Raw genomic sequence first — 19960 nt, forward strand, 5'->3', positions numbered from 1 at the left:
TGTCTTGTTTTTAAAACGGAACCAGGGAGCGTATTGGATGCTTGAATGGCTTTTATCATTGCCACGTTATGCAAAACGGGCAATTTCGGTGCTGGCAGATATCTTTTTTCTGACTTGCTCCATGCTGGTGGCAATTTATGTCACACAGGAAGTACCAACTGCAGCTTTATTGCAAACTTTCCCGATTTTTTTATTGTCTGTACCTATTACTATTCTGGCTTTTACCAAACTGGGTTTATACCGGGCCGTGGTGCGTTATATAGGCCAACATGCTTTGGGCGCCGTATTGGCTGGCATTTTAAGTAATGCCATGATTCTGGTGATGTTATTCCAGTTGGTTGGCATTGCCGACAAAGGCAATCTGGTGTTTGTTTATGCCATTCTGGCATTGGTGACCAGTGGTGGTTTACGCCTGGTGGCGCGGATGTTTTTATTCCAGCGTCATAACGGCCATAAACAACGGGTATTAATTTATGGCGCCGGCTCTTCCGGTCGCCAATTGGCGCAGGCGCTGTTTAATGGTGAACAATTTCACCCTGTGGCTTTTGTTGACGACGACGCCACTTTGCAGCGCTCCACTATTCTGGGTATTCATGTCGGTAGTCCGGCGCAAATTGCCGCTATTGTAAAATCAAAAAATGTCAGCCGTATTTTGCTGGCCATGCCATCAGCCAGCCGTGCCCGCCGGCGTGAAGTGCTGGAATCTTTAGATAATTTGCCTATTCCGGTGCAAACAGTGCCAGGCATGAGCGACATTGTTGATGGTTCCATGCGGATTGACGAGCTGCAGGATGTCAAAATTGAAGATTTGCTTGGCCGTGACCCTGTTGCGCCCAAACTGAAGTTAATGCATGCCAATATCAAAGATAAAGTGGTGATGGTGACAGGGGCTGGTGGTTCTATTGGATCTGAACTGTGCCGGCAGATAGTACGGTACGAACCTACAGTTCTGGTGTTGTTTGAAGCTTCTGAATACGCTTTGTACGCGATAGAACAAGAGCTGAGCGCTTATGTGCAGGAGCTTGGGGTTGATGTCAAAATTAAACCCATTCTGGGCAACGTACAAAAACAAACCCGTATTCAGTCGGTGATGCAAAGTTTTAAAGTGCAGACGGTTTACCACGCAGCCGCTTATAAACATGTGCCTTTGGTTGAATTTAATATTGTTGAAGGCGTTAGTAACAATGTGTTTGGTACCTGGCATGCGGCAGAAGCTGCTATTGCCTCAGGTGTTGAAACCTTTGTGCTGATTTCGACCGATAAAGCGGTACGGCCAACCAACATTATGGGCGCTTCCAAACGTCTGGCCGAGTTGGTACTGCAGGCATTGTCGACCCGCCAGCAACATACCCGTTTTTGTATGGTACGTTTTGGCAATGTGTTGGGGTCGTCCGGCTCAGTGGTGCCACTGTTTCGTGAACAAATCCGTAATGGTGGTCCTTTAACTGTGACCCATCCGGAAATTATCCGTTATTTTATGACCATTCCTGAAGCGGCGCAGCTGGTGATCCAGGCCGGTGCCATGGGCAAAGGCGGGGATGTGTTTGTGCTGGATATGGGCGAGCCTGTGCGTATTGCCGATTTAGCCCGCCGTATGGTGCATCTGATGGGACTGGAAGTAAAAGATCCGTTGCATCCGGATGGTGATATTGAAATTTGTTTTTCCGGTTTACGTCCGGGCGAAAAATTGTACGAAGAGCTGCTGATAGGCGAAAACGTTCGCCAGACCGCACACCCGCGTATTATGGCTGCTGATGAAGTGTCATTAAGCTGGAAAGAAATGGCGGAGTTATTACGCCGGCTTGAACATCATTGTGAAGAGTTTGCCGTACATCATATTGTTGATTTAGTGACAGAAGCGCCAACTGGCTTTAGTCACAGCAGTCCGGTCAGCGACCTGGTTGAATTGGCAGCACGTAGCCATACCGAAACGCAGTTAAATGGCAAAACGGCTGGTGTTAAAGCGCCAACAGATAAAATGCCAACGGATAAAACAGCAACGGCAAAACCGCTGTTGCAACCTGTCAAAGACATTGCTGCTGCAGTGCGCGCCAGTTAGCTCTTAAGCGGGCAACAAATCCGGCCGTAAAAACCGGCTTTGTTGCCACAAAGTGTTGATAGCAAAAGGGCAGGAAAAGTTGTTTTTATCAACAGCCAGCTTCCCTGCTAACAGTTGTTGACACAAAGCCGCCGCCACATCCGGATATTGCACCTGCTGTAATGCCCGCGGACCTGCCAGCCAGTTGCCAATAACTTCTGTGGTTAATTCTTTGCACTGATGGGCCAGTTGCAATTGTTGCAGCGCCAGCGCATTCGATGCCTGCTCCATCTGCCCCTTTAATGGTTTGACCAGAATTTTCTTTTTCAGCTGCAAAGCTTCACTGATAAGTTCAAAACCGGCATTACTCAACACTGCAGCAGCTGTCGCCAGCTGTTGTTTAAAATGCTGGTGGCTTGGCGGGTGAAAGTGCAAGTGGCCTTCTTGCGCCGGGGTTAAGCCAGGTGCATAAATGTCAAAACGGTATTGGCGCAAAGGTTTTAATAGCTGATGTACAAACTTTTGATCTTCAAAAGGTAAATACACCAGTACGCTGTTATCTTGTTGTTGGGGGGCGTTGTGATGTAGCAGCAAATCCAGAATAGGCGGTGCTATAGCTGCTGCGGCGCCAAAATGATGCCAATGTAAACCTAGCCGCTGTTGTGCCGGTGCAAAATAACGAAATACCTGACGGCTCAGCAGGTTGTCGTCTTGTTTGGGAATATTGTGCAAAAAAGCATATTGATGGCCAAGCGCAATACAAGGGGTGCCCTGTCGGCGGGCGGCCCAGGCGGTGACAGGTTCAAAATCGGTTAACACCAAATCATAATGTTGGGTTTGTAGCTGTTGCTGGTCGCGCCACAGCTGTTTTAAATTGGCTTGTTGCAGGCTCTGCCAATAATTAAGCTGGCCGGCATGGGAGACAAAAGTTAAGCCACGGCGCCAGGCAAAATGACCAAAACACTCCATATCAAAAAGGGCGTGTGCTGCTCTGCCACTAAATAAAAAATCAACTTTGGCGCCGTGCTGTTGTAGTTGCGCCGCCATGGCTCTGGCTCTGCTGATGTGACCGTTACCCGTTGCCTGCACGCCGTATAACAGTCTCATTCACACTCCTTGTTCGTTTATTTCCAGACCAGCTCCTTAAAATGAGCACGGCACATGGAGACATAGCTGTCGTTGCCGCCTATCTGCACCTGAGAACCGGCAGTAGCGGCACGGCCTTGTTCATCCAGACGCACCACAAAATTGGCTTTGCGGCCGCAGTGGCACACGGTTTTTAATTCAATTAATTTGTCGGCCCAGGCGAGCAGCGCCTGAGAGCCTGCAAAGGTTTCACCCAAAAAATCGGTGCGAAGGCCAAAAGCCAACACAGGCACATGCAGCTTATCTACCACATCAGTCAGTTGTTTAACCTGGTGTTTGGTTAAAAACTGCGCCTCGTCAATCAACACACAATCAAGCGCGCCCTGACTCTGCAGCTGCTGACAACTCTGGAAAAAATCCAGCTGGTTATCAAACACCAACGCATCCATCGACAAACCAATACGGGAGCTGACTTTGCCCACACCGTATCTGTCGTCCAGTGCAGCTGTGTAAATAGCCGCTGTCATGCCTCTTTCCTGATAGTTGTAGGCGCTTTGTAACAGCGAGGTAGATTTGCCGGCATTCATTGCCGAATAATAAAAATAAAGCTGAGCCATCATTAGTTCCTGCGCAAAATGACGGCGCAGTATAACAAGCATCGGCTGATTACCAAATGCTGCATAACGAAGATGGCAAAAGCATGACAATTTGCTGATAAATTATTGAACAAGCAGTAAATGCAGGTGGAGTCGCAACGACGAATGTTTTAATCTGCAATCTGACCTTTGATAGCAGCAAGGAGCTGAATATGGACAAATTTCTGGTGTTGACTGTGGTGGCGCAGGTGCTGCTGATCAGTGTTGTGATGGTGATTATGGGACGGCGTCGTTTTGCTGCGGCGCGAAATAAAGAAATACATCATTCGGCTTTTCGTACTATGGATTTAGCCGGCGCTAACGAAAGTGTGATCACCGCCAGCCGCAATTTTGATAACCAGTTCCAGATGCCCATGTTGTTTATTTTTGCCGTGTTATTTACGTTGCATTTTGGCCTGGCAGATTTGGTATTTGTGTTATTAGCCACACTTTTTGTTGCGCTCCGGCTGTTACACACTGTGGTGCATATCACCTCCAACCATGTGCGGATGCGGTTTAATCTGTTTTTACTCAGCTGTGTGGTGCTCTGGAGTTTCTGGATTCGTTTAGCGGTAAAATTGTGGTAACTGATTTTTTCGCGGGAAATAGTCAATGAATGCCGCTGTTTGGCCCTGGCTCGGTTTGTTATTCAGTGCATTTAGTTCTGCCACTGTACTGCCCGGCAGCTCAGAAATAGTGTTGGGCGCTTTGTGGTGGCAGGGCTACAACCCTTTGATGTTATGGGCGATAGCCACTTTTGGGAATGTCACTGGTTCTTGTCTGAACTGGTGGCTTGGCAGCCAGCTGCTGCGTTTTTCGCATAAAAGCTGGTTTCCGGTCGATGAAATACAACTGAACAAAGCAAAACGCTGGTTTGAACGCTGGGGATCGGCATCAATATTATTAAGCTGGCTACCGGTGGTGGGCGATCCGCTGACGATAGTGGCCGGTGTAATGCGGATGCGGTTATGGTTATTTATACCTCTGGTACTGTTGGCCAAAGGCAGCCGCTACGGCATTTTATTGTTGCTGGCAGAGCAGCTGTTACCCAAGGGCTAACTTTGGGGCCGGCAATGGAAATTCTGACTTTTACTCAAGTACAACAGCAGGGAAAATAGGATGTTAAATAAAAAATTCGTGCTTAAGCTGCTGGCAACGGCCCTGTTGATATTCAATCCTCAGCTGGTAGTTCAGGCGGCAACGACAAATGATAACAGCGGCAACTGGCAGGATATACCGCAGCAGGAGCTGGTGTACCTGCAGCTGGAGCAAGGCACTGTGGTGCTGAAACTGGCCGGGCAATTTACGCCAAAAAACACTCAGGCTTTTAAAACTCTGGTGCAGTCGGGTTTTTATAATGGGCTGGATTTTTATCGTGTGATTGATCAGTTTGTGCTGCAGGCCGGTTTGATGGAAGGTGAAAAACACCCCGCAGCGATAAAAACTGACTGGCCGGCGCTGCCAGCTGAGTTTAGCTGGCCGGTGCGCAATAGCGACCCTTTTACCCTGGTGCAGCAAGATGATTTATTGGCCAAACAAACCGGTTTTAACCAGGGTTTTGCCGTTGGTCGTGCTGATGGACAAGAGTGGCTCATTCATTGCCCCAATGTGATTAACATGGCGCGCAGTGAAGATGCCAACAGCGCAACCACAGATTTTGCCTTGATGCAGGGGCAAGCGCCACGTCATCTGGATCGTAATATGTCAGTGGTCGCCAAAGTAATTTGGGGCGGGCCATGGTTAAATCTGGTGAAAAGGGGCGAAGTGCACTCAGGTGGTGTGATAGCTGATCCTGCAAAGCGTAGCCGCATTGTCAGCATGACTTTGGGGTCTGATTTAACTGCAGATGCACAATTGCCGCTGCAATGGCTGGATACGGCCAGCGAAGAATTTAACAACAGGCTTGCCCAAAGCAGGGCGCGTGGTAATGCGTTTTTTCATTATAAAGGCAATGGTGCACTGGATATTTGTTATCAGCAGGTGCCGGTGCGGTTAAAGCCAACAAAGGGATCAACTACGGCTTCGCTTTGATAAAAGCGCTAGGCGAAAAGCCGACTTTGGTTCATCATATCGGACATTATGTTTAATCTGCCATTTGAAAGGTAATTTTATGGAATACACCCTGACCGCTGACGAATTAAAAAAAGTCACTCAACTTGATGCTGAGCAGCGTTACGAATATTTTATTAACGCAGTGGCCGATCTGGAAAAAATCTGGATCCTGACGGACGAAGAAGGTTTTGTACTGGTTACTGCCGAAGATGAACGTTGTATTCCGGTATGGCCTCATGCGGAAATTGCTCAGCTGTGGATTGAAGGCGATTGGGCCAATTGTCAGGCGCAGGCTGTAGATATCAGCACCTGGTTAGATAAATGGACCAGCGGTTTAGAAGGTGATGAATTGTCAGTGGCGATTTTCCCGCATGCTGATGAACCTGGTATTGTGGTGCCACCGTCAGAGTTGCAGGAAACGCTGATTGAAGTGATGCAGGAAGACGGCAGCCATTAAGCTTGTTGTTTATCTTGTTTAAAAAGCCGGCTTTATGCCGGTTTTTTGTTGTTATGGCCTGACACAGCTTGGTGCAGTGAAAGTCAGGCAGCCTTTAGCGGAGCGGGCAACAGCTATAGTGCAGCGACTAAAAAGCTGCTGAATTTTGCAGCAGTTTTTAATGATCCCGCTATTGATAATTGTTCTTAATTAGATTAACATGGCCGCGTTTTCACCAAAGCGGGGCTGTTATGTACGTTTGTGTCTGTAAAGCAGTGACTGATAAAACCATCAAACAAAAAGTTGCCGAAGGTTTGTGCTCGATGCGCGAACTGAAACAATGTTTAGGTGTTGGCAGTCAATGTGGCAAATGCACCAGCTCAGCTCAGGATTTATTAAACCGCACTTTATCTGTACAGATGATCCCTTGCCGTGTGATTGAACAACAACGCCCTGCCGCTTAAGCAAGGTTTTTTTGTTTGCCGTTTCTGCCTCTGATTTAACCTGATGTGCCTGCCGGCTTGTGCTGCCGCAAGCTTGATGTCTTTATGATACGCGCTGAGCCGCGGCACCACAGTGCTGTTATTACTTCGGTAAACGCTAATGAATATCTATAAATTCTGCATGAATATCTGTTTTTTATTCAATCTGCCGCCAAGGTCGGGCATAATAGCGCCATCACTGCCGCTTGATAGCTGCACAGGTTTTTTTCTGCATATGAGGTCTGTATGAGTAGCGCTCCCAAAGAAGTTATCCGCACCGTTGCTATTGTCGGTGGTACCCATGGTAATGAATTTTCAGGTATTTATTTGCAGCGCCGCTACAATGCAGAACCTTTGCTGATGCAAAGGTCCAGTTTTTCCTGCCGTACTTTGTTTGCCAATCCAATGGCGCATCAGGCCAATAAAAGGTATCTGGACAGCGATCTGAACCGTCAATTTAAAACTGCAGATCTTGCTGACTCCAGTCGTTGTAATTACGAACAAAGCCGCGCCAAAGTGATCAACGCCGAGCTTGGCCCTAAAGGGGCAGCCAAAACAGACTTTATTATTGATTTGCATAATACCACCAGCAATATGGGGCCTTGCCTGATCCTGACCCAGCCCGGCCGTATTTATAATTTGCTGGCCGGTTATATCAAATTAAAAATGCCGGACGCTGTTATTTCCAGAGATGAAGATGACTTTGCTGCTGAAGATCACGCGTTGTTATGCACAGTAGGTACTTATGGTGTGATAGTGGAAGTGGGGCCACAACCTCAGTCAGTATTGCGGCAGGACGTGCTGGAACAAATGCACGAAATGACGCAGCATATTCTTGATTTTATTGAGCATTACAACAAAGGCACCTTGCCGCAGCTGCCAGAGCGGGTTGAAGCTTTCCGTTATTTGCACAGCATTAAACTGCCGTTAAATGCTGCGGGCGAACGTCTTGGCATGGTGCATAAAAATATTCAGGACCGTGATTATCAGCCTATTCAGCCGGGACAGCCGCTCTTTACACTGTTTGACGGTACTGAACTTTGTTATGAAGGTACCGACACCCTGTACCCGACTTTTATTAATGAAGCGGCTTATTACGACAATAATCTCGCCATGTCACTAAACGAAAAAGTCTGGATTGAGGTGAAATAACGGCCTTTGGTTGGGCGCTGCAGCCCGGTTTGTTGCTGAGAGCATCAGCCTGGCACAGCTTAGCGTAAAACCTGTGGGTTATTTTTCGGATTGCCACAGACAAAACTGCCGCAGCGCAAAGATATTGGCTAGAATATCAAGCAATTGCACAGTGTTTTTGCAGCGGCGTCTGGCGTGACAACACAACGCTTATTCAGCGCAGAGGATCGGTAACTGATGAAAGATATGGTGCTGGTATCCTTTGTGGTTGATCTGTTGCTGGCGCTGTTGTTGCTGTTTTTGTTTGTACTGCAGCGTCGTGACCGCCATGCACTGTTTTGGGGGCTTGGCCACCTTTGTTTATCCCTGCTGATTTTATTCTGGTATTTACCCGCCAATTTATTACCTTTGCCGTCGTTACGTGATGAACTGATGACCTTGCTGGCTTTTGCCGGCTGGTGTGGTTATTGGTTTGGCAGCCGTTGGGCAGTGTCTTACCAATTAACCGCCTGGCGCCGTGAACTGCTGCTTTTTGGTGTATTGGCGTTGTTGATGCGTTTGAGTGTTGAAGTGGGGGACCCTTTTGTTTCTGTGGTGTCTGTCACAGCACTGCTGCATTATTTTGTGATGACGGTGATTTTTGCCGCCAGCGGTTATTGGTTATGGCAACGTTTGCCGGATTTTCGGCTGCTGGCCGTTATTTTCTGGTTTCGCAGCCTGATGACAGTGGTGATGCCTTTTGCTGTTGAATTTCAGCTGCAGGTGAGTCTGGTGATGGCACTGGCTTCGCTGGCCAAAATCAGTTGTTTGCTCGGTATCATTTATTTGCTGCTGGTGCAGTCGAAAAGGCGTTATAGCGCCATTATCGACAGTTTAAGCCATGGTTTTTTTGTAAGGGACAAAGCCGGCACCATAGTGCGGGCCAATGATAAAGGTGCGGTATTACTTGGTTTTGCCAGCCGTGCCGATATAGAAGGCCAGTCAGTTACCCGGGTGTTGCCAAGGTTAACCCAGGCGATGGCAGATGCATTTTTTGCCAGACTGACTACCCCGGGGGGCAAAGCCCCTTTTATCGACGAGGCTGTGGTTGAACTTTGTAATGGCAACTACCTCGAAGCAGAATTTATCAGTTCCCCTTATCACGAATATGGTCAGTTGTATTGTCTGGTGCAGCTACTTGATATTTCCGAACGTAAAACACAACAACGTGAATTATTAAAGGCTGCAGCTGCAGATAGAATCACTGGCTTAATGAACCGCAATGCGCTGGCTGATGAACTGGATAAACTGTTGCAACAACAACGTCCACAGGCCTTGTTATTGTTGGATATTGACCATTTTAAACGTATCAACGACAACTTTGGCCCTCAGCTTGGCGACAGTCTGCTGCACAAAGTTGCAGAGCGGCTGCAAGCCAGATTTGAACCTTTGCCGTTGGCCAGATTCAGTGGGGATGAGTTTGCGTTGTTATGGCCTTTACAACACGGCATTGCACCGAACGAGCAGTTGCAGCAGCCTCTGGCAGCGCTGCGCGAACTTTTTGCCGAAGTTTTTGTGCTGAATGATTTACAGGTATTACTCAGCTGCAGTGTGGGGATCAGTCTGGCGCCGCAGGATGGCAATAACAGCGATACCTTAATCAAACAAGCCGATATTGCGATGTACAGCGCCAAACAGCAGGGCAGGCATAGTTTTGCTTATTTTAGTGCGCCTATGCTGGAACGCTCCAAGCAGTTGTTATTGTTGGATAACGCACTAAAACAAGCCATCAGCCGCAATGAACTGAGCTTGCATTATCAGCCGATAATCAGCAGCGGCAAAACCGGTTTTAGAAAAATGGAAGCTTTGCTGCGCTGGCACAGTCCGGAGCTTGGACCGGTCAGCCCTGATCGTTTTATTCCGGTGGCGGAGGATAGTGGTTATATAGTGGAGCTTGGCGACTGGGTGTTACAACAAGGCTGTGCCCAGCTGGCGCAGTGGCAACAACAACACAAGAGGTTGCTGACACTCAGTGTCAATATCTCGGCTTTACAACTTGATCAGGCGAACTTTGTCACCAGGCTGCAGCAGTTGCTGTTGCAATATCAGTTGCAGCCTTGTCAGCTGGAGCTGGAAATTACCGAAAGGGTATTGCTGGATGATTCCGGCGAAAGCCGTCTGGTGATGACCCAACTGGCCGAACTTGGGGTGTTAATTTCACTGGACGATTTTGGCACCGGCTACAGCTCGCTGAGTTATTTAAGCCGCTTTGCGTTACACAGCCTGAAAATAGACCGCTCTTTTGTGCAGGCGATGTTTGACGGCGAACGGCATGAACATCTGGTGCGTGCCATAGTGGCCATGGCACAGAGTTTACAGCTGAAACTGGTGGCTGAAGGGGTGGAAACCAAAGCTCAAGCCGAGTTTTTACAACAATTGGGTTGTCATTATATGCAGGGGTTTTATTTTGCCAAACCACTCAGTGCTGACGACATCAGTTTGCGTTTAGCACAAACTGATGCCGGCAAGCCCGATTACAATGTCTGGTAATTGGCTTTTTTCTGAATGAGCTCAATGGCATAGTTGTCCGGGTCACGTACAAAAGCAATTTCAGTGCTGCCGCCTTTGACCGGGCCAGGTTCGCGGCTTATCACACCACCACGCGCACGAATGTCGGCGCAGGCTTTGTACACGTCATCTACTTCAAGGGCAATATGGCCAAAAGCAGTTCCTAATTCGTATTGTTCTACCCCGTAGTTGTATGTCAGTTCCAGCACAGCACCGTCTTTTTCATCACCGTAGCCGACAAAAGCCAGGGTGTATTTATATTCCGGATTGTCAGACTGACGCAGCAGTTTCATGCCTAAAACTTCGGTATAAAAGTTGATGGAACGGGTTAAGTCAGTGACTCGCAGCATGGTGTGTAAAATACGCATGGGATATTCCTATTCGGTTTTCTGTTTAAATTCACATAAATCTTCGACCAGACAGCTGCCACATTTGGGCTTGCGGGCCACGCAGGTGTAACGACCATGCAAAATCAGCCAATGATGCACATCCAGCTTAAATTCGGCGGGCACCACTTTGAGTAACTTTTGTTCCACTTCATCTACGTTTTTGCCGGGGGCAAAATTCATGCGGTTGCTGACGCGGAAAATATGGGTGTCTACTGCGATTGTTGGCCAGCCAAAGGCTGTGTTTAGCACCACATTGGCGGTTTTGCGGCCGACACCTGGCAAAGCTTCTAAAGCTTCGCGATTTTCCGGTACTTCACCGCCATGTTGCTCCAGCAAGATACGGCAGGTTTTGATAATGTTTTCTGCTTTGGTATTAAAAAGACCAATGGTTTTGACATAGTCCTTGACGCCATCTAGCCCCAGTTCCAGCATGGCAGCTGGGGTATTGGCCACAGCATAAAGCTTACGGGTGGCTTTATTCACCCCAACATCTGTGGCCTGGGCTGACAATAACACGGCAATCAGCAGCTCAAAAGGCGAGCTGTATTCAAGTTCAGTGGTGGGTTTGGGATTGGCATCACGCAGCCGGGTTAAGATGGCGATGCGTTTTTCTTTATTCATCAGATCCTCTGACACAAAAGCGATTGGCGGCCGTATTGGCAGCTGTAGTGCAGCTGCCCGGAATTGGTGCTTTTCAGGCAAAAGCCGGGCTTGCACGCAACCACATGGTTAGTTGCCGCCAGTGGCAGTTTCAGCTCCGGCACTATGAGTAACTCTGGCGCGGGTAATGGTTTTTACTTGCTGCCGGCGTTTTTTATGCCGTAAATCAATGGCATTTTTCGCGGCTATTAAACATCCCAACACCATAAAAGCACCAGGCGGTAAAATGGCCAATAAAAAATGACTGTCGCTCTGGTAAAGTTCCACTCTGAGCACAGTGGCCCAGCTGCCTAACAACGCATCGGCGCCGTCAAACAAAGTGCCTTGCCCCAGCACTTCACGTACTGCGCCTAAAGAGGCCAGCACAGCGGTAAAACCAAGTCCCATCATCAGACCATCAACAATGGCCGGCAAAACGGCATTTTTTGACGCAAAAGCTTCGGCGCGGCCTATCACTATGCAGTTGGTGACAATTAACGGGATAAAAATGCCCAGTGACTGATAAAGTGCATAAGTGTAAGCGTGCATCAGTTGTTCAATAGCTGTGACCACAGCGGCAATCACCATCACAAACACCGGAATACGGATTTCGTTGGGTACCTGATGACGGATAAGCGACACCATCAGATTGGTGCTCATCAGCACCAGCATAGTGGCAAGGCCAAGACCTAAAGCATTGGTTAAGGTTGAGCTGGTTGCCAGCAAAGGACAAAGCCCTAACAGCTGCACCAGGCCAGGGTTGTTTTGCCACAAACCCTGTTGCATTATCTCTTTGTAGTTAAACATTAAAACCTCACTGTGCCTTTGCCTGACAAGCAGATGTTTGGCTCATCAGCTCGGGGTGTTGTTTTAAATAAAGTGCAGTGCGTTTGACCGCAGCCACCACGGCCCTTGGAGTGATAGTAGCGCCGGCAAACTGATCAAACTGACCACCGTCTTTTTTTACGGCAAATCTTTTGTCATCTGCACCTTGCACCTGTTGCTGTGCCAGACTGTGGATCCAGTCGCCTTTACGGGTTTCTATTTTATCGCCAAGCCCAGGGGTTTCTTTGTGACTGAGCACCCGCACCGCCAATATTGTGCCCTTGAGGTCAATAGCAGCCAACAGCTGAATATTACCGCTGTAACCATCGGGTGCTGTGGTTTCCACCACAAAAGCGGCCGTTTGGTTTTCCGGGCGCCAGCGATACAGTTTGGCACTTGGCTGAAATAACACTTCGGGCTCATTTAACACAACACAATCATCCAGCATTGCCGGAGTTGCAGCGCCTGGGGGTAATACTTCCTGCAATAACCGCAATTTTTCCAGTTCGGTCTGACGGGCAATTTCCGGCCCTGTCAGTTGATTGATGCCGCTGACCACTGCCACACATATAGCGGCAGCGCCACCCAGCAGCAGCGCATTTTTACTGACAAACTTCAGCATCAGTGGGCTCCTTTGGGTCTGTGGCCGTAGGTTCTGGGTCTGGTGTAATAATCAATTAAAGGCACAGCCAGATTGGCCAGCATCACGGCAAAAGCAACGGCGTCGGGGTAACCGCCAAAACGGCGTATCACAAAAATAAGCAGACCAATTAAAGCGCCATACACCAAACGGCCCCGTTCAGTGGTGGAGGCTGACACCGGATCTGTGGCAATAAAAAATGCCGCCAGCATGGTGCCGCCGGAAAATAGATGGAACAGCGGGCTGCCATTGCGATCCGCATCTATCAGATAAGCCAATAAACTACATAAGGCCAGGCTGCCCAGCAGTGCCAGCGGAATACGCCACTGAATAATTTTTTGTTGTAACAGCCAAAGGCCACCGGCTAAAAATGCCAGGTTGACCCAGTTCCAGCCGATACCGCCGATGGCGGCAAAAATTTTATGTTGGTGGCTTTCGCTGACAGTACGCCCGGCAGCCAAATCGGTTTTTAACGTATCCAGCGGCGTAGCCATTGTCATGCCATCGACGTCGGTTTTTTGCTGGGTCAGGCTATAACCGGCACAGCTGAAATCGGTAAACACAGTACAGACCGGGTCGAGCAGATGTTGTTGTTGCGCCTGTAAACTCTGAGGCGGCAACCAGCTCGTCATCTGTTGTGGGAACGAAATCAGCAGCAACACATAAGCTGCCATGGCCGGATTAAATAAATTATGACCCAGGCCACCATACAGTTGTTTCACCACAATAATCGCAAAAGCAGTGCCCAGCACAATGATCCACCAGGGAGCAAAAGGGGGTATAGCCACAGCCAAGAGTACAGCGGTCAGCAAAGCACTGTGGTCTTTTAGTCTGATAAGCACAGGTTTACCGCGCCAGTGCAGTATCAATGCTTCACTGGCCCATGCCGTAATAACGGCCAGCAGCAGCTGAATAAGCACCCCATAACCAAAAAAATAACATTGAGCGGCAATACCCGGAATACAGGCCAGCGCAACTTTGCGCATCAGGATGGACGTATGTTGTTGGCTATGGTTATGCGGTGAACTGGCTATTCTGAAACTCATGCCTCATCCTCGGAATTGGTATTATCTGTTGCCGCTTGTTGTTTGGCTTTGGCACGGGCTATGGCAGCTGCAATGGCGGCTTTTTTCGGATCCAAAGTGCTGGCGGCAGCGTTGTTGTTTTCAGCGGCTTCCGGTGTTGTAGCAGCGGCAGGCAGATTTTGTTGCCGTGCTTTGGCGCGGGCAATAGCAGCACTTAACGCTGCTTTTTTGGCTTGTTCTTTATCTTCTGGTGTTGCAGTACTGAGTTTTGCAGCCTGAACCTCATTGTTTACGACGCCGTCGGTTAAAACAGCTGCCGGATTTTGCGCCGTATTTTCCACTTGAGACTGTGTTTCTGTGGTCAGTGAAGCTGCCGCTTTTTGCTGATCGGCACCAAGAGCTGCCTTTTTCGCTTTGGCACGGGCAATGGCGGCGGCAACTGCTGTGGCTCTTGGATCTTCCGCCAGCTCTGCTGCTGTTGCAGTTTGTGGCTGAACCGGCTCTGCTGCAGGTTGCTGATCTGCGCCCAAAGCGGCCTTTTTGGCTTTGGCACGGGCAATGGCGGCGGCAACTGCGCTCGCTCTTGCATCGCCAGCTTCAGCACCTGGTGTTGTATCCGGCGCTTTATCTGAGCCGGTTCCCGGCTCTGCAGCTACCTGATTGTCAGGTTCAGCGGCGGATTTTTTCGCTTTAGCGCGGGCAATAGCGGCAGCTACAGCAGCTGCTCTGGCATCGCCAACTGCTGCATCCTTGTTTGTGGCGTCCGGGCCCTGTTTGTTCCGGTTTTCTGTGGTCAGATCTTCGGCAGCCGCTGCGGCACTTTGCTCATTGTTAAGCTGCTCTGCTTTGGCGGCCTGATAAGCACGGGCTTCGGCTTTTTTCCGCTCCCGCTCAGCAATAATGTCTTCTTTGCTCAGATTCTGCTGCGCTGGCTGGCCGCTGGCAACTCTTTGTGCAGCTGCGGCTATTTCCTGTTGTTGTTGCTGGGCATTGACCATTTGTTGGCGTTGCGCCGCTAAGGCCTGATTACGCGCTGCTCTTTCTTGTTTTTCTTTTTCCAGCCGTTCGTTACGGGCTTCAAACCGGGCTTTGGCCTGTTCGGCTTTGAGCTCATCACGGGTTTGTTCGCGGATTTCTGCTTTGGCAACGCGGTAATAATGCACCAGCGGAATTTCGCTTGGGCAGACATAAGCGCAGGCGCCACATTCAATACAATCTGACAGGTTGTATTCTTTCAGTTTGTCCTGATCTTTGGCTTTGCTGTACCAGAGCAGCTGTTGTGGTAACAAAGTTGCAGGGCAAGCTTCGGCGCAGGCGCCACAGCGGATACAATCCATTTCATTGTTGGCGGCAGGCAACTCTTGTTGTGTGGGCGCTAAAATACAGTTGCTGGTTTTTACCAAAGGCACCGACAAAGACGGCAAGGTAAAACCCATCATAGGGCCACCCATAATCACCCTTTGCTCTGGTTCAGGGGCAAAACCACAGGCATCCAGCAAAGCACCAACCGGTGTGCCAATCAGCGCATGCATATTTTGTGGTTGGGATAAGGTTTCACCCGTCACAGTCACAATACGGGAAATCAGCGGAATATCTTCTAATACCGCCTGAGCTATCGCAAAAGCAGTACCAACGTTTTGCATCACAATACCGATGTCCAGTGGACGACGACCGGCAGGTACTTCTTTGCTGGTCAAAAGCTGAATGAGCTGTTTTTCGCCGCCGGAAGGGTATTTGGCTGGCACCACCCGCACCAGATAATGGTCACGTTGGCTGCAGGCGGCCTGCATGGCGGCAATAGCTTCGGTTTTGTCATCTTCAATACCAATCAGCACTGCGGCCGGGCTCAGCAGCTGGCATAAAATATCAATGCCTTTGACAATAGTGGTGGCATATTCCTGCATCAGCACATCGTCGGCGCTGATATAAGGTTCACATTCCACTGCGTTGATGATCAGATAATCAATACCGGCAGAGCCGCCACTTTTCAGGTGGGTCGGAAAACCGGCACCACCCATACCGGCAATACCGGCTTGCTGAATACGTTTTAATAAAATGGATCTGTCGGCTTCCAGCAGGTTCAGGCCGTGGCGTGGCCGCCATTCTTCCAGACCATCGGGTTCAATCACCACACAAGGTTCAGGTAAAGCCGAGGGGTGGGGCGCAATATGAGGTTCAATCGCCAGCACCAAACCTGAAGTAGGCGCATGTACAGGCACTGCCATAGCACTGTCTGCAGCTGTCAGGGGTTGACCTTTTAACACTCTTTGGCCTTTTTGCACCAATAAAGCGCCGGCAACACCAATATGCTGGCGCAGTGGTACATATAAACGTTCAGGTAAAGACAAACGGCCAATAGGTTTTTGACTGGTGTATTCTTTGCGGGCCGGCGGGTGAATGCCACCATGAAAATCCCACAACTTGCCTGCTTTAATTTGCTGAAACAAGGACGGCACTTAGTTTGTCTCCACCAGATTTTTATTCACCGGGTTGCTGTCGAGTACCAGCACCGGAATGGCCTGTAAATCCCATTTCCAGCGCTCTACAGTACCCGGCAGTGGCACCATATCAATACAATTGACCGGACAAGGTTCAACACAAAGATCACAACCAGTGCATTCATCCACCATCACAGTGTGCATTTGTTTGGAGGCACCCACTATCGCGTCTACCGGACAAGCCTGAATACATTTGGTACAACCAATACACTCATCTTCGCGGATATAAGCCACTCTTTTGATGGCCGGTGTTTGTGTGCTGTCGAGCGGCGTTGCGGCAACACCCATTAAATCAGCCAGTTTTTTAATGGTGGCATCACCACCCGGTGGGCATTTATTAATGGCATCGCCGTTGGCAATAGCTTCGGCATAAGGGCGGCAGCCGGGATAACCACATTGGCCACATTGGGTTTGTGGCAATATATCGTCAATTTGATCAACCAGCGGATCAGCTTCCACTTTAAATTTGATGGCGGCATAACCCAGCACAGCGCCAAAAATAAGTGCAAGTAGCGTAATAGCGCCAAGCGCAATAAACATCGACATCATTACACCTTCACCAGACCGGTAAATCCCATAAACGCCAGCGACATCAGGCCTGCAGTAATAAGGCCTATGGCTGCGCCTCTGAACACCTGGGGTACATCAGCACTGGCCAGGCGTTCACGCATAGCGGCAAACAACACCAGCACCAGTGAAAAACCAACGGCGGCACCAAAACCATAAACCACGGAACCCACCAAACCATGGTTGGCTTTGACGTTCAGCAGTGCCACACCCAGTACAGCGCAGTTGGTGGTAATCAGCGGCAGGAAGATACCCAAAAGCCGGTATAAAGCCGGACTGGTTTTATGCACCACCATTTCGGTAAATTGCACCACAACGGCAATCACCAGAATAAAACTTAAAGTGCGCAGGTAATTCAGTTCCAGCGGTGAAAGAATATAAGTTTCCACCAGATAACTGCATAAAGAGGCCAAAGTCAGCACAAAAGTGGTAGCCAGACACATGCCAATAGCGGTGTCGAGTTTGTTCGAAACGCCCATAAAAGGGCAGAGGCCCAGAAACTTTACCAGTACAAAGTTATTGACCAGTATTGTACTGACAAGCAACAGCAGAAATTCAGTCATCATAAGATCATCATCTGGTGGTCTTTACGGAGCAGGGCCGGCAAAGCTGCAGGTCAACACCGATTTTTTGGGTGCGCTATTATGCGGTCTTTAAAAGCAGCAAACAACCCGACAGAAAACAAGGTTGTTTGTTGTTTGTGTAAATTAACAGCACTCTGTTCAGAGCGGTGCTGGTTTACCGATGTAATAGCCCTGAGTGCCGTCGATAAATAACGATTCCAGCATATGTTTTTCTTCTTGCGATTCGACACTTTCAGCCAGTACACCCACACCAATACGGTGGGCGAGGTCGATCATTAACCGCATAAAATATTGATTGTTTTTGTCTTCATCAATATGGCGGGTGTAACTGCCATCCATTTTGACAAAATCCGGTTTTAAATCGCGGAAGAATTTAAAGGAGGTAATACCAACACCAAATTTTTCGACTGTTAAACGGCAGCCACAACGGTGCAGCATATCAATAAATCTTTTGCTGGTTTTTAAGTTTTGTTGCAGGCCATATTCGCTGACTTCAAACACCAGTTTGCTGGCAATAGAAGCGTCTTTGAGTAAACGCCGTTCCAGCCAGATCACAAACTGGTCGTCATGCACACAACGGGGGGACAGGTTCAGACCAAAATATTGATCCTGCATATTGCGGTTTTTAATAGTGGTTAAAGCCGTTTCAATAATAAGCCGGTCCACTGCAATAATTTTGTCGAGTTTTTCCGCCATGGCTAAAAACGACGCCGTTGGCAAAATCTGGTTTTCTATGGTTTTAAACCGTACCAGAATTTCTGAATAGGTTTTAGAGGAACGGTTTGACGGTTGCACTGTTTGTAATAACAACGAAATACGGCTGTTATCCAACACATCGTCAATGACATTACGCCAGTTTTGGTTGCCATAACCGCCAATGCCTATTTCACCTGCTGCACTGTCTTTTTGAATATGCCAGCTGTTGCTTTGTTTGGTTTGCGCCAGGCTGATGGACGTATCGGCAACGGCCAACAATTCACCTAAAGCTTTACCTGTTTCATAACTGACCAAACCTGTGTAAGCCACAGAATCCAGCTCAGACAGTTTTTGATATTCGTTTAAACGGCTTTGCAGCTGCATGGCAAAGTTTTCGGCATCTTTCACCGTCACTCTGGGCAATAAAATGGCAAAGTCAGAACTGTTCAGCCGGTACACTTTATTATCCCGGTAGCTGGCTGCCACTTTTTGCACCAGTTCACTGACTGACAGAATGTATTTATCACCTTCCTGGAAACCGCGGCTTTGATTGATATTTTGTAATTCAGTACAACGGGTGATGGCAAAAATACCAAAATCATTTGGGCAACCCTCGCGCAGATGTTCTTCATAAAACTGCACAAAACGGTTGCGGTTGGGTAAGCCGGTAATGGAGTCGCGAAAAGCGTCTTCTGTCACCTGTTTGGCTGTTTGTGACATTTCATTAAATTGTTGCTGGCTGAACTGGGCAAATCTGTTCAACGACAGCGCGACATCTTCAAATTCCCCTGTTAAATCCTGAGTTTGTAGCTCTGCCGATGGATCTCGCATAAAACGTTCTATGGCGTGGCTGATACTGTGGCTGACTTTGCGTAATTGTGCTTTTAACAACAAGGGGGTTAATACTGCAGGCAATAAACATAATAACAAGGGTGCCAGCAAAGCCAGCCAGAATGCCTGTAAAAATACCGCGTTGGAACGGTCAAAATCCGGAATAAATTGCAGCTGCAACTGATGTTCATCGTTTTTAATCACGGCAGCTTTTTGTTCAATACCAGCAACGGCAAAGATGTTGTCCAGCAAGGCTGAACCTGAAGTGGCATTGTTGTGTTCATGTAATACAGTGCCGTCAAGTTTGCTTAGCTGCAACATCTGCGGATTACTGCTGGCACGGATTTGTTGTACCAGCGTTTTGTAATCTTCCCCGACAAAATTTTTCAGCAGCTGGGTCAGCGCTATTTTTTGTCGATCATAACTTTCATTGACATGCTGCTGTTCGGTCATCACCAGCGCAGTTAATACAATGGCCAGCAGCAGCAATACACAAACAAGTTGGGCAACAAGCAGGGTCCGTAACATTTTCATAGCGGCGCACTTTCCAATTCAGCAGGGAATCAACTCAACTATAGACGGCATCCTGAATCAACAGGAACAAAAAAGAGTTCTATAAATTCAATTAAAACAAAAAATTGCAGTGAAATAAACAGACTTTACGTTAGTTGGCAGATTAAACAGCTGAATAGCCCTAAAAGCGGAAAAAGTGAAACATGCTGTGAGAAGAAAAAAGGACTTTAGAAATGGTGGCTCCCCAGGTTGGACTCGAACCAACGACCTACGGATTAACAGTCCGCCGCTCTAACCGGCTGAGCTACTGAGGAACTGTGTCTGCAACGGGGCGCCATACTAATGC

19 protein-coding genes and 1 tRNA gene are annotated in these 19960 nt (G+C 48.5%); 8 read left to right on the forward strand and 12 right to left on the reverse strand.

All coding sequences use genetic code 11. The features are described 5' to 3' along the window. Positions 1 to 37: 37 nt before the first annotated feature. Positions 38 to 2059 (forward strand): nucleoside-diphosphate sugar epimerase/dehydratase, encoded by a 2022-nt coding sequence (locus RCH83_RS07325; RefSeq protein ID WP_306520527.1) that lies wholly within the window; start codon positions 38 to 40, stop codon positions 2057 to 2059. A gap of 3 nt (positions 2060 to 2062) precedes the next feature. On the opposite strand, the gene RCH83_RS07330 is transcribed toward RCH83_RS07325, so the two are convergent. Both RCH83_RS07330 and RCH83_RS07335 read right to left on the reverse strand, forming a co-directional pair. Beyond that, positions 2063 to 3145 carry an MJ1255/VC2487 family glycosyltransferase gene (locus RCH83_RS07330; protein WP_306520529.1) on the reverse strand — a complete coding sequence of 361 codons (1083 nt, stop codon included), beginning with the start codon at positions 3143 to 3145 and terminating at the stop codon, positions 2063 to 2065. Positions 3146 to 3162: 17 nt separating this feature from the next. Beyond that, positions 3163 to 3741: a thymidine kinase gene (locus tag RCH83_RS07335; RefSeq protein WP_306520531.1), complete on the reverse strand. Its 579-nt coding sequence runs from the start codon at positions 3739 to 3741 to the stop codon at positions 3163 to 3165. A 191-nt stretch (positions 3742 to 3932) separates the two neighbouring features. Here RCH83_RS07335 and RCH83_RS07340 point away from each other — a divergent pair, with 191 nt between their 5' ends. The 7 genes from RCH83_RS07340 (at position 3933) to RCH83_RS07370 (ending at position 10389) form a co-directional block, all read left to right on the forward strand. Continuing rightward, entirely contained in the window at positions 3933 to 4346 is a 414-nt protein-coding gene (locus RCH83_RS07340; protein WP_306520533.1) for an MAPEG family protein, read from the forward strand. Between the two features lie 25 nt (positions 4347 to 4371). Next, positions 4372 to 4818: a YqaA family protein gene (locus RCH83_RS07345; protein WP_306520535.1), complete on the forward strand. Its 447-nt coding sequence runs from the start codon at positions 4372 to 4374 to the stop codon at positions 4816 to 4818. Between the two features lie 60 nt (positions 4819 to 4878). Beyond that, positions 4879 to 5790, forward strand: a complete 912-nt coding sequence (locus RCH83_RS07350; RefSeq protein ID WP_306520537.1) for a peptidylprolyl isomerase — start codon at positions 4879 to 4881, stop codon at positions 5788 to 5790. Between the two features lie 79 nt (positions 5791 to 5869). Beyond that, positions 5870 to 6268: a DUF2750 domain-containing protein gene (locus RCH83_RS07355; protein WP_306520539.1), complete on the forward strand. Its 399-nt coding sequence runs from the start codon at positions 5870 to 5872 to the stop codon at positions 6266 to 6268. A gap of 230 nt (positions 6269 to 6498) precedes the next feature. Beyond that, positions 6499 to 6711, forward strand: coding sequence for a (2Fe-2S)-binding protein (locus tag RCH83_RS07360; protein ID WP_260657755.1), 213 nt, complete (start codon positions 6499 to 6501; stop codon positions 6709 to 6711). Positions 6712 to 6975: 264 nt separating this feature from the next. Continuing rightward, positions 6976 to 7881, forward strand: a complete 906-nt coding sequence (locus RCH83_RS07365; protein WP_306520541.1) for an aspartoacylase — start codon at positions 6976 to 6978, stop codon at positions 7879 to 7881. A 216-nt stretch (positions 7882 to 8097) separates the two neighbouring features. Then, positions 8098 to 10389 (forward strand): bifunctional diguanylate cyclase/phosphodiesterase, encoded by a 2292-nt coding sequence (locus RCH83_RS07370; protein ID WP_306520543.1) that lies wholly within the window; start codon positions 8098 to 8100, stop codon positions 10387 to 10389. On the opposite strand, the gene gloA is transcribed toward RCH83_RS07370, so the two are convergent. The 10 genes from gloA to RCH83_RS07420 all read right to left on the reverse strand — a co-directional run bounded on the left by gloA (position 10374) and on the right by RCH83_RS07420 (position 19928). Further along, complete coding sequence (gloA, locus tag RCH83_RS07375) at positions 10374 to 10775, reverse strand: lactoylglutathione lyase (protein WP_306520545.1); 402 nt, start codon at positions 10773 to 10775, stop codon at positions 10374 to 10376. The genes RCH83_RS07370 and gloA overlap by 16 nt on opposite strands. Before the next feature lie 9 nt (positions 10776 to 10784). Continuing rightward, positions 10785 to 11417: an endonuclease III gene (nth, locus tag RCH83_RS07380; RefSeq protein ID WP_306520547.1), complete on the reverse strand. Its 633-nt coding sequence runs from the start codon at positions 11415 to 11417 to the stop codon at positions 10785 to 10787. Between the two features lie 108 nt (positions 11418 to 11525). Continuing rightward, positions 11526 to 12242, reverse strand: coding sequence for an electron transport complex subunit E (locus tag RCH83_RS07385; protein ID WP_306520549.1), 717 nt, complete (start codon positions 12240 to 12242; stop codon positions 11526 to 11528). A gap of 7 nt (positions 12243 to 12249) precedes the next feature. Next, positions 12250 to 12882 (reverse strand): electron transport complex subunit RsxG, encoded by a 633-nt coding sequence (gene rsxG, locus RCH83_RS07390; RefSeq protein WP_306520551.1) that lies wholly within the window; start codon positions 12880 to 12882, stop codon positions 12250 to 12252. Next, on the reverse strand, positions 12882 to 13946 hold the full coding sequence (gene rsxD, locus RCH83_RS07395) for an electron transport complex subunit RsxD (protein ID WP_306520553.1): 1065 nt from the start codon (positions 13944 to 13946) through the stop codon (positions 12882 to 12884). The genes rsxG and rsxD overlap by 1 nt, the downstream gene beginning before the upstream one ends. After that, positions 13943 to 16381, reverse strand: coding sequence for an electron transport complex subunit RsxC (rsxC, locus tag RCH83_RS07400; protein ID WP_306520555.1), 2439 nt, complete (start codon positions 16379 to 16381; stop codon positions 13943 to 13945). The genes rsxD and rsxC overlap by 4 nt, the downstream gene beginning before the upstream one ends. Beyond that, on the reverse strand, positions 16382 to 16969 hold the full coding sequence (rsxB, locus tag RCH83_RS07405; protein ID WP_306520557.1) for an electron transport complex subunit RsxB: 588 nt from the start codon (positions 16967 to 16969) through the stop codon (positions 16382 to 16384). Between the two features lie 2 nt (positions 16970 to 16971). Continuing rightward, complete coding sequence (gene rsxA, locus RCH83_RS07410; RefSeq protein ID WP_306520559.1) at positions 16972 to 17553, reverse strand: electron transport complex subunit RsxA; 582 nt, start codon at positions 17551 to 17553, stop codon at positions 16972 to 16974. Positions 17554 to 17712: 159 nt separating this feature from the next. After that, a complete protein-coding gene (locus RCH83_RS07415; protein ID WP_306520561.1) occupies positions 17713 to 19635 on the reverse strand; it encodes an EAL domain-containing protein in 1923 nt (640 codons plus the stop codon). 216 nt (positions 19636 to 19851) lie between these two features. Further along, positions 19852 to 19928 (reverse strand) — tRNA-Asn (locus RCH83_RS07420). Positions 19929 to 19960 lie beyond the last annotated feature (32 nt).

Origin of the sequence: Rheinheimera sp. (genome assembly GCF_030824435.1) — a bacterium.
Lineage (GTDB): Bacteria > Pseudomonadota > Gammaproteobacteria > Enterobacterales > Alteromonadaceae > Pararheinheimera.

Excerpts from the sequence above, each read along its gene's own strand:
- RCH83_RS07325 (WP_306520527.1), top strand. The coding sequence starts at position 38 with ATGCTTGAATGGCTTTTATCATTGCCACGTTATGCAAAACGGGCAATT.
- RCH83_RS07330 (WP_306520529.1), bottom strand. The coding sequence starts at position 3,145 with ATGAGACTGTTATACGGCGTGCAGGCAACGGGTAACGGTCACATCAGC.
- RCH83_RS07335 (WP_306520531.1), bottom strand. The coding sequence starts at position 3,741 with ATGGCTCAGCTTTATTTTTATTATTCGGCAATGAATGCCGGCAAATCT.
- RCH83_RS07340 (WP_306520533.1), top strand. The coding sequence starts at position 3,933 with ATGGACAAATTTCTGGTGTTGACTGTGGTGGCGCAGGTGCTGCTGATC.
- RCH83_RS07345 (WP_306520535.1), top strand. The coding sequence starts at position 4,372 with ATGAATGCCGCTGTTTGGCCCTGGCTCGGTTTGTTATTCAGTGCATTT.
- RCH83_RS07350 (WP_306520537.1), top strand. The coding sequence starts at position 4,879 with ATGTTAAATAAAAAATTCGTGCTTAAGCTGCTGGCAACGGCCCTGTTG.
- RCH83_RS07355 (WP_306520539.1), top strand. The coding sequence starts at position 5,870 with ATGGAATACACCCTGACCGCTGACGAATTAAAAAAAGTCACTCAACTT.
- RCH83_RS07360 (WP_260657755.1), top strand. The coding sequence starts at position 6,499 with ATGTACGTTTGTGTCTGTAAAGCAGTGACTGATAAAACCATCAAACAA.
- RCH83_RS07365 (WP_306520541.1), top strand. The coding sequence starts at position 6,976 with ATGAGTAGCGCTCCCAAAGAAGTTATCCGCACCGTTGCTATTGTCGGT.
- RCH83_RS07370 (WP_306520543.1), top strand. The coding sequence starts at position 8,098 with ATGAAAGATATGGTGCTGGTATCCTTTGTGGTTGATCTGTTGCTGGCG.
- gloA (WP_306520545.1), bottom strand. The coding sequence starts at position 10,775 with ATGCGTATTTTACACACCATGCTGCGAGTCACTGACTTAACCCGTTCC.
- nth (WP_306520547.1), bottom strand. The coding sequence starts at position 11,417 with ATGAATAAAGAAAAACGCATCGCCATCTTAACCCGGCTGCGTGATGCC.
- RCH83_RS07385 (WP_306520549.1), bottom strand. The coding sequence starts at position 12,242 with ATGTTTAACTACAAAGAGATAATGCAACAGGGTTTGTGGCAAAACAAC.
- rsxG (WP_306520551.1), bottom strand. The coding sequence starts at position 12,882 with ATGCTGAAGTTTGTCAGTAAAAATGCGCTGCTGCTGGGTGGCGCTGCC.
- rsxD (WP_306520553.1), bottom strand. The coding sequence starts at position 13,946 with ATGAGTTTCAGAATAGCCAGTTCACCGCATAACCATAGCCAACAACAT.
- rsxB (WP_306520557.1), bottom strand. The coding sequence starts at position 16,969 with ATGTCGATGTTTATTGCGCTTGGCGCTATTACGCTACTTGCACTTATT.
- rsxA (WP_306520559.1), bottom strand. The coding sequence starts at position 17,553 with ATGACTGAATTTCTGCTGTTGCTTGTCAGTACAATACTGGTCAATAAC.
- RCH83_RS07415 (WP_306520561.1), bottom strand. The coding sequence starts at position 19,635 with ATGAAAATGTTACGGACCCTGCTTGTTGCCCAACTTGTTTGTGTATTG.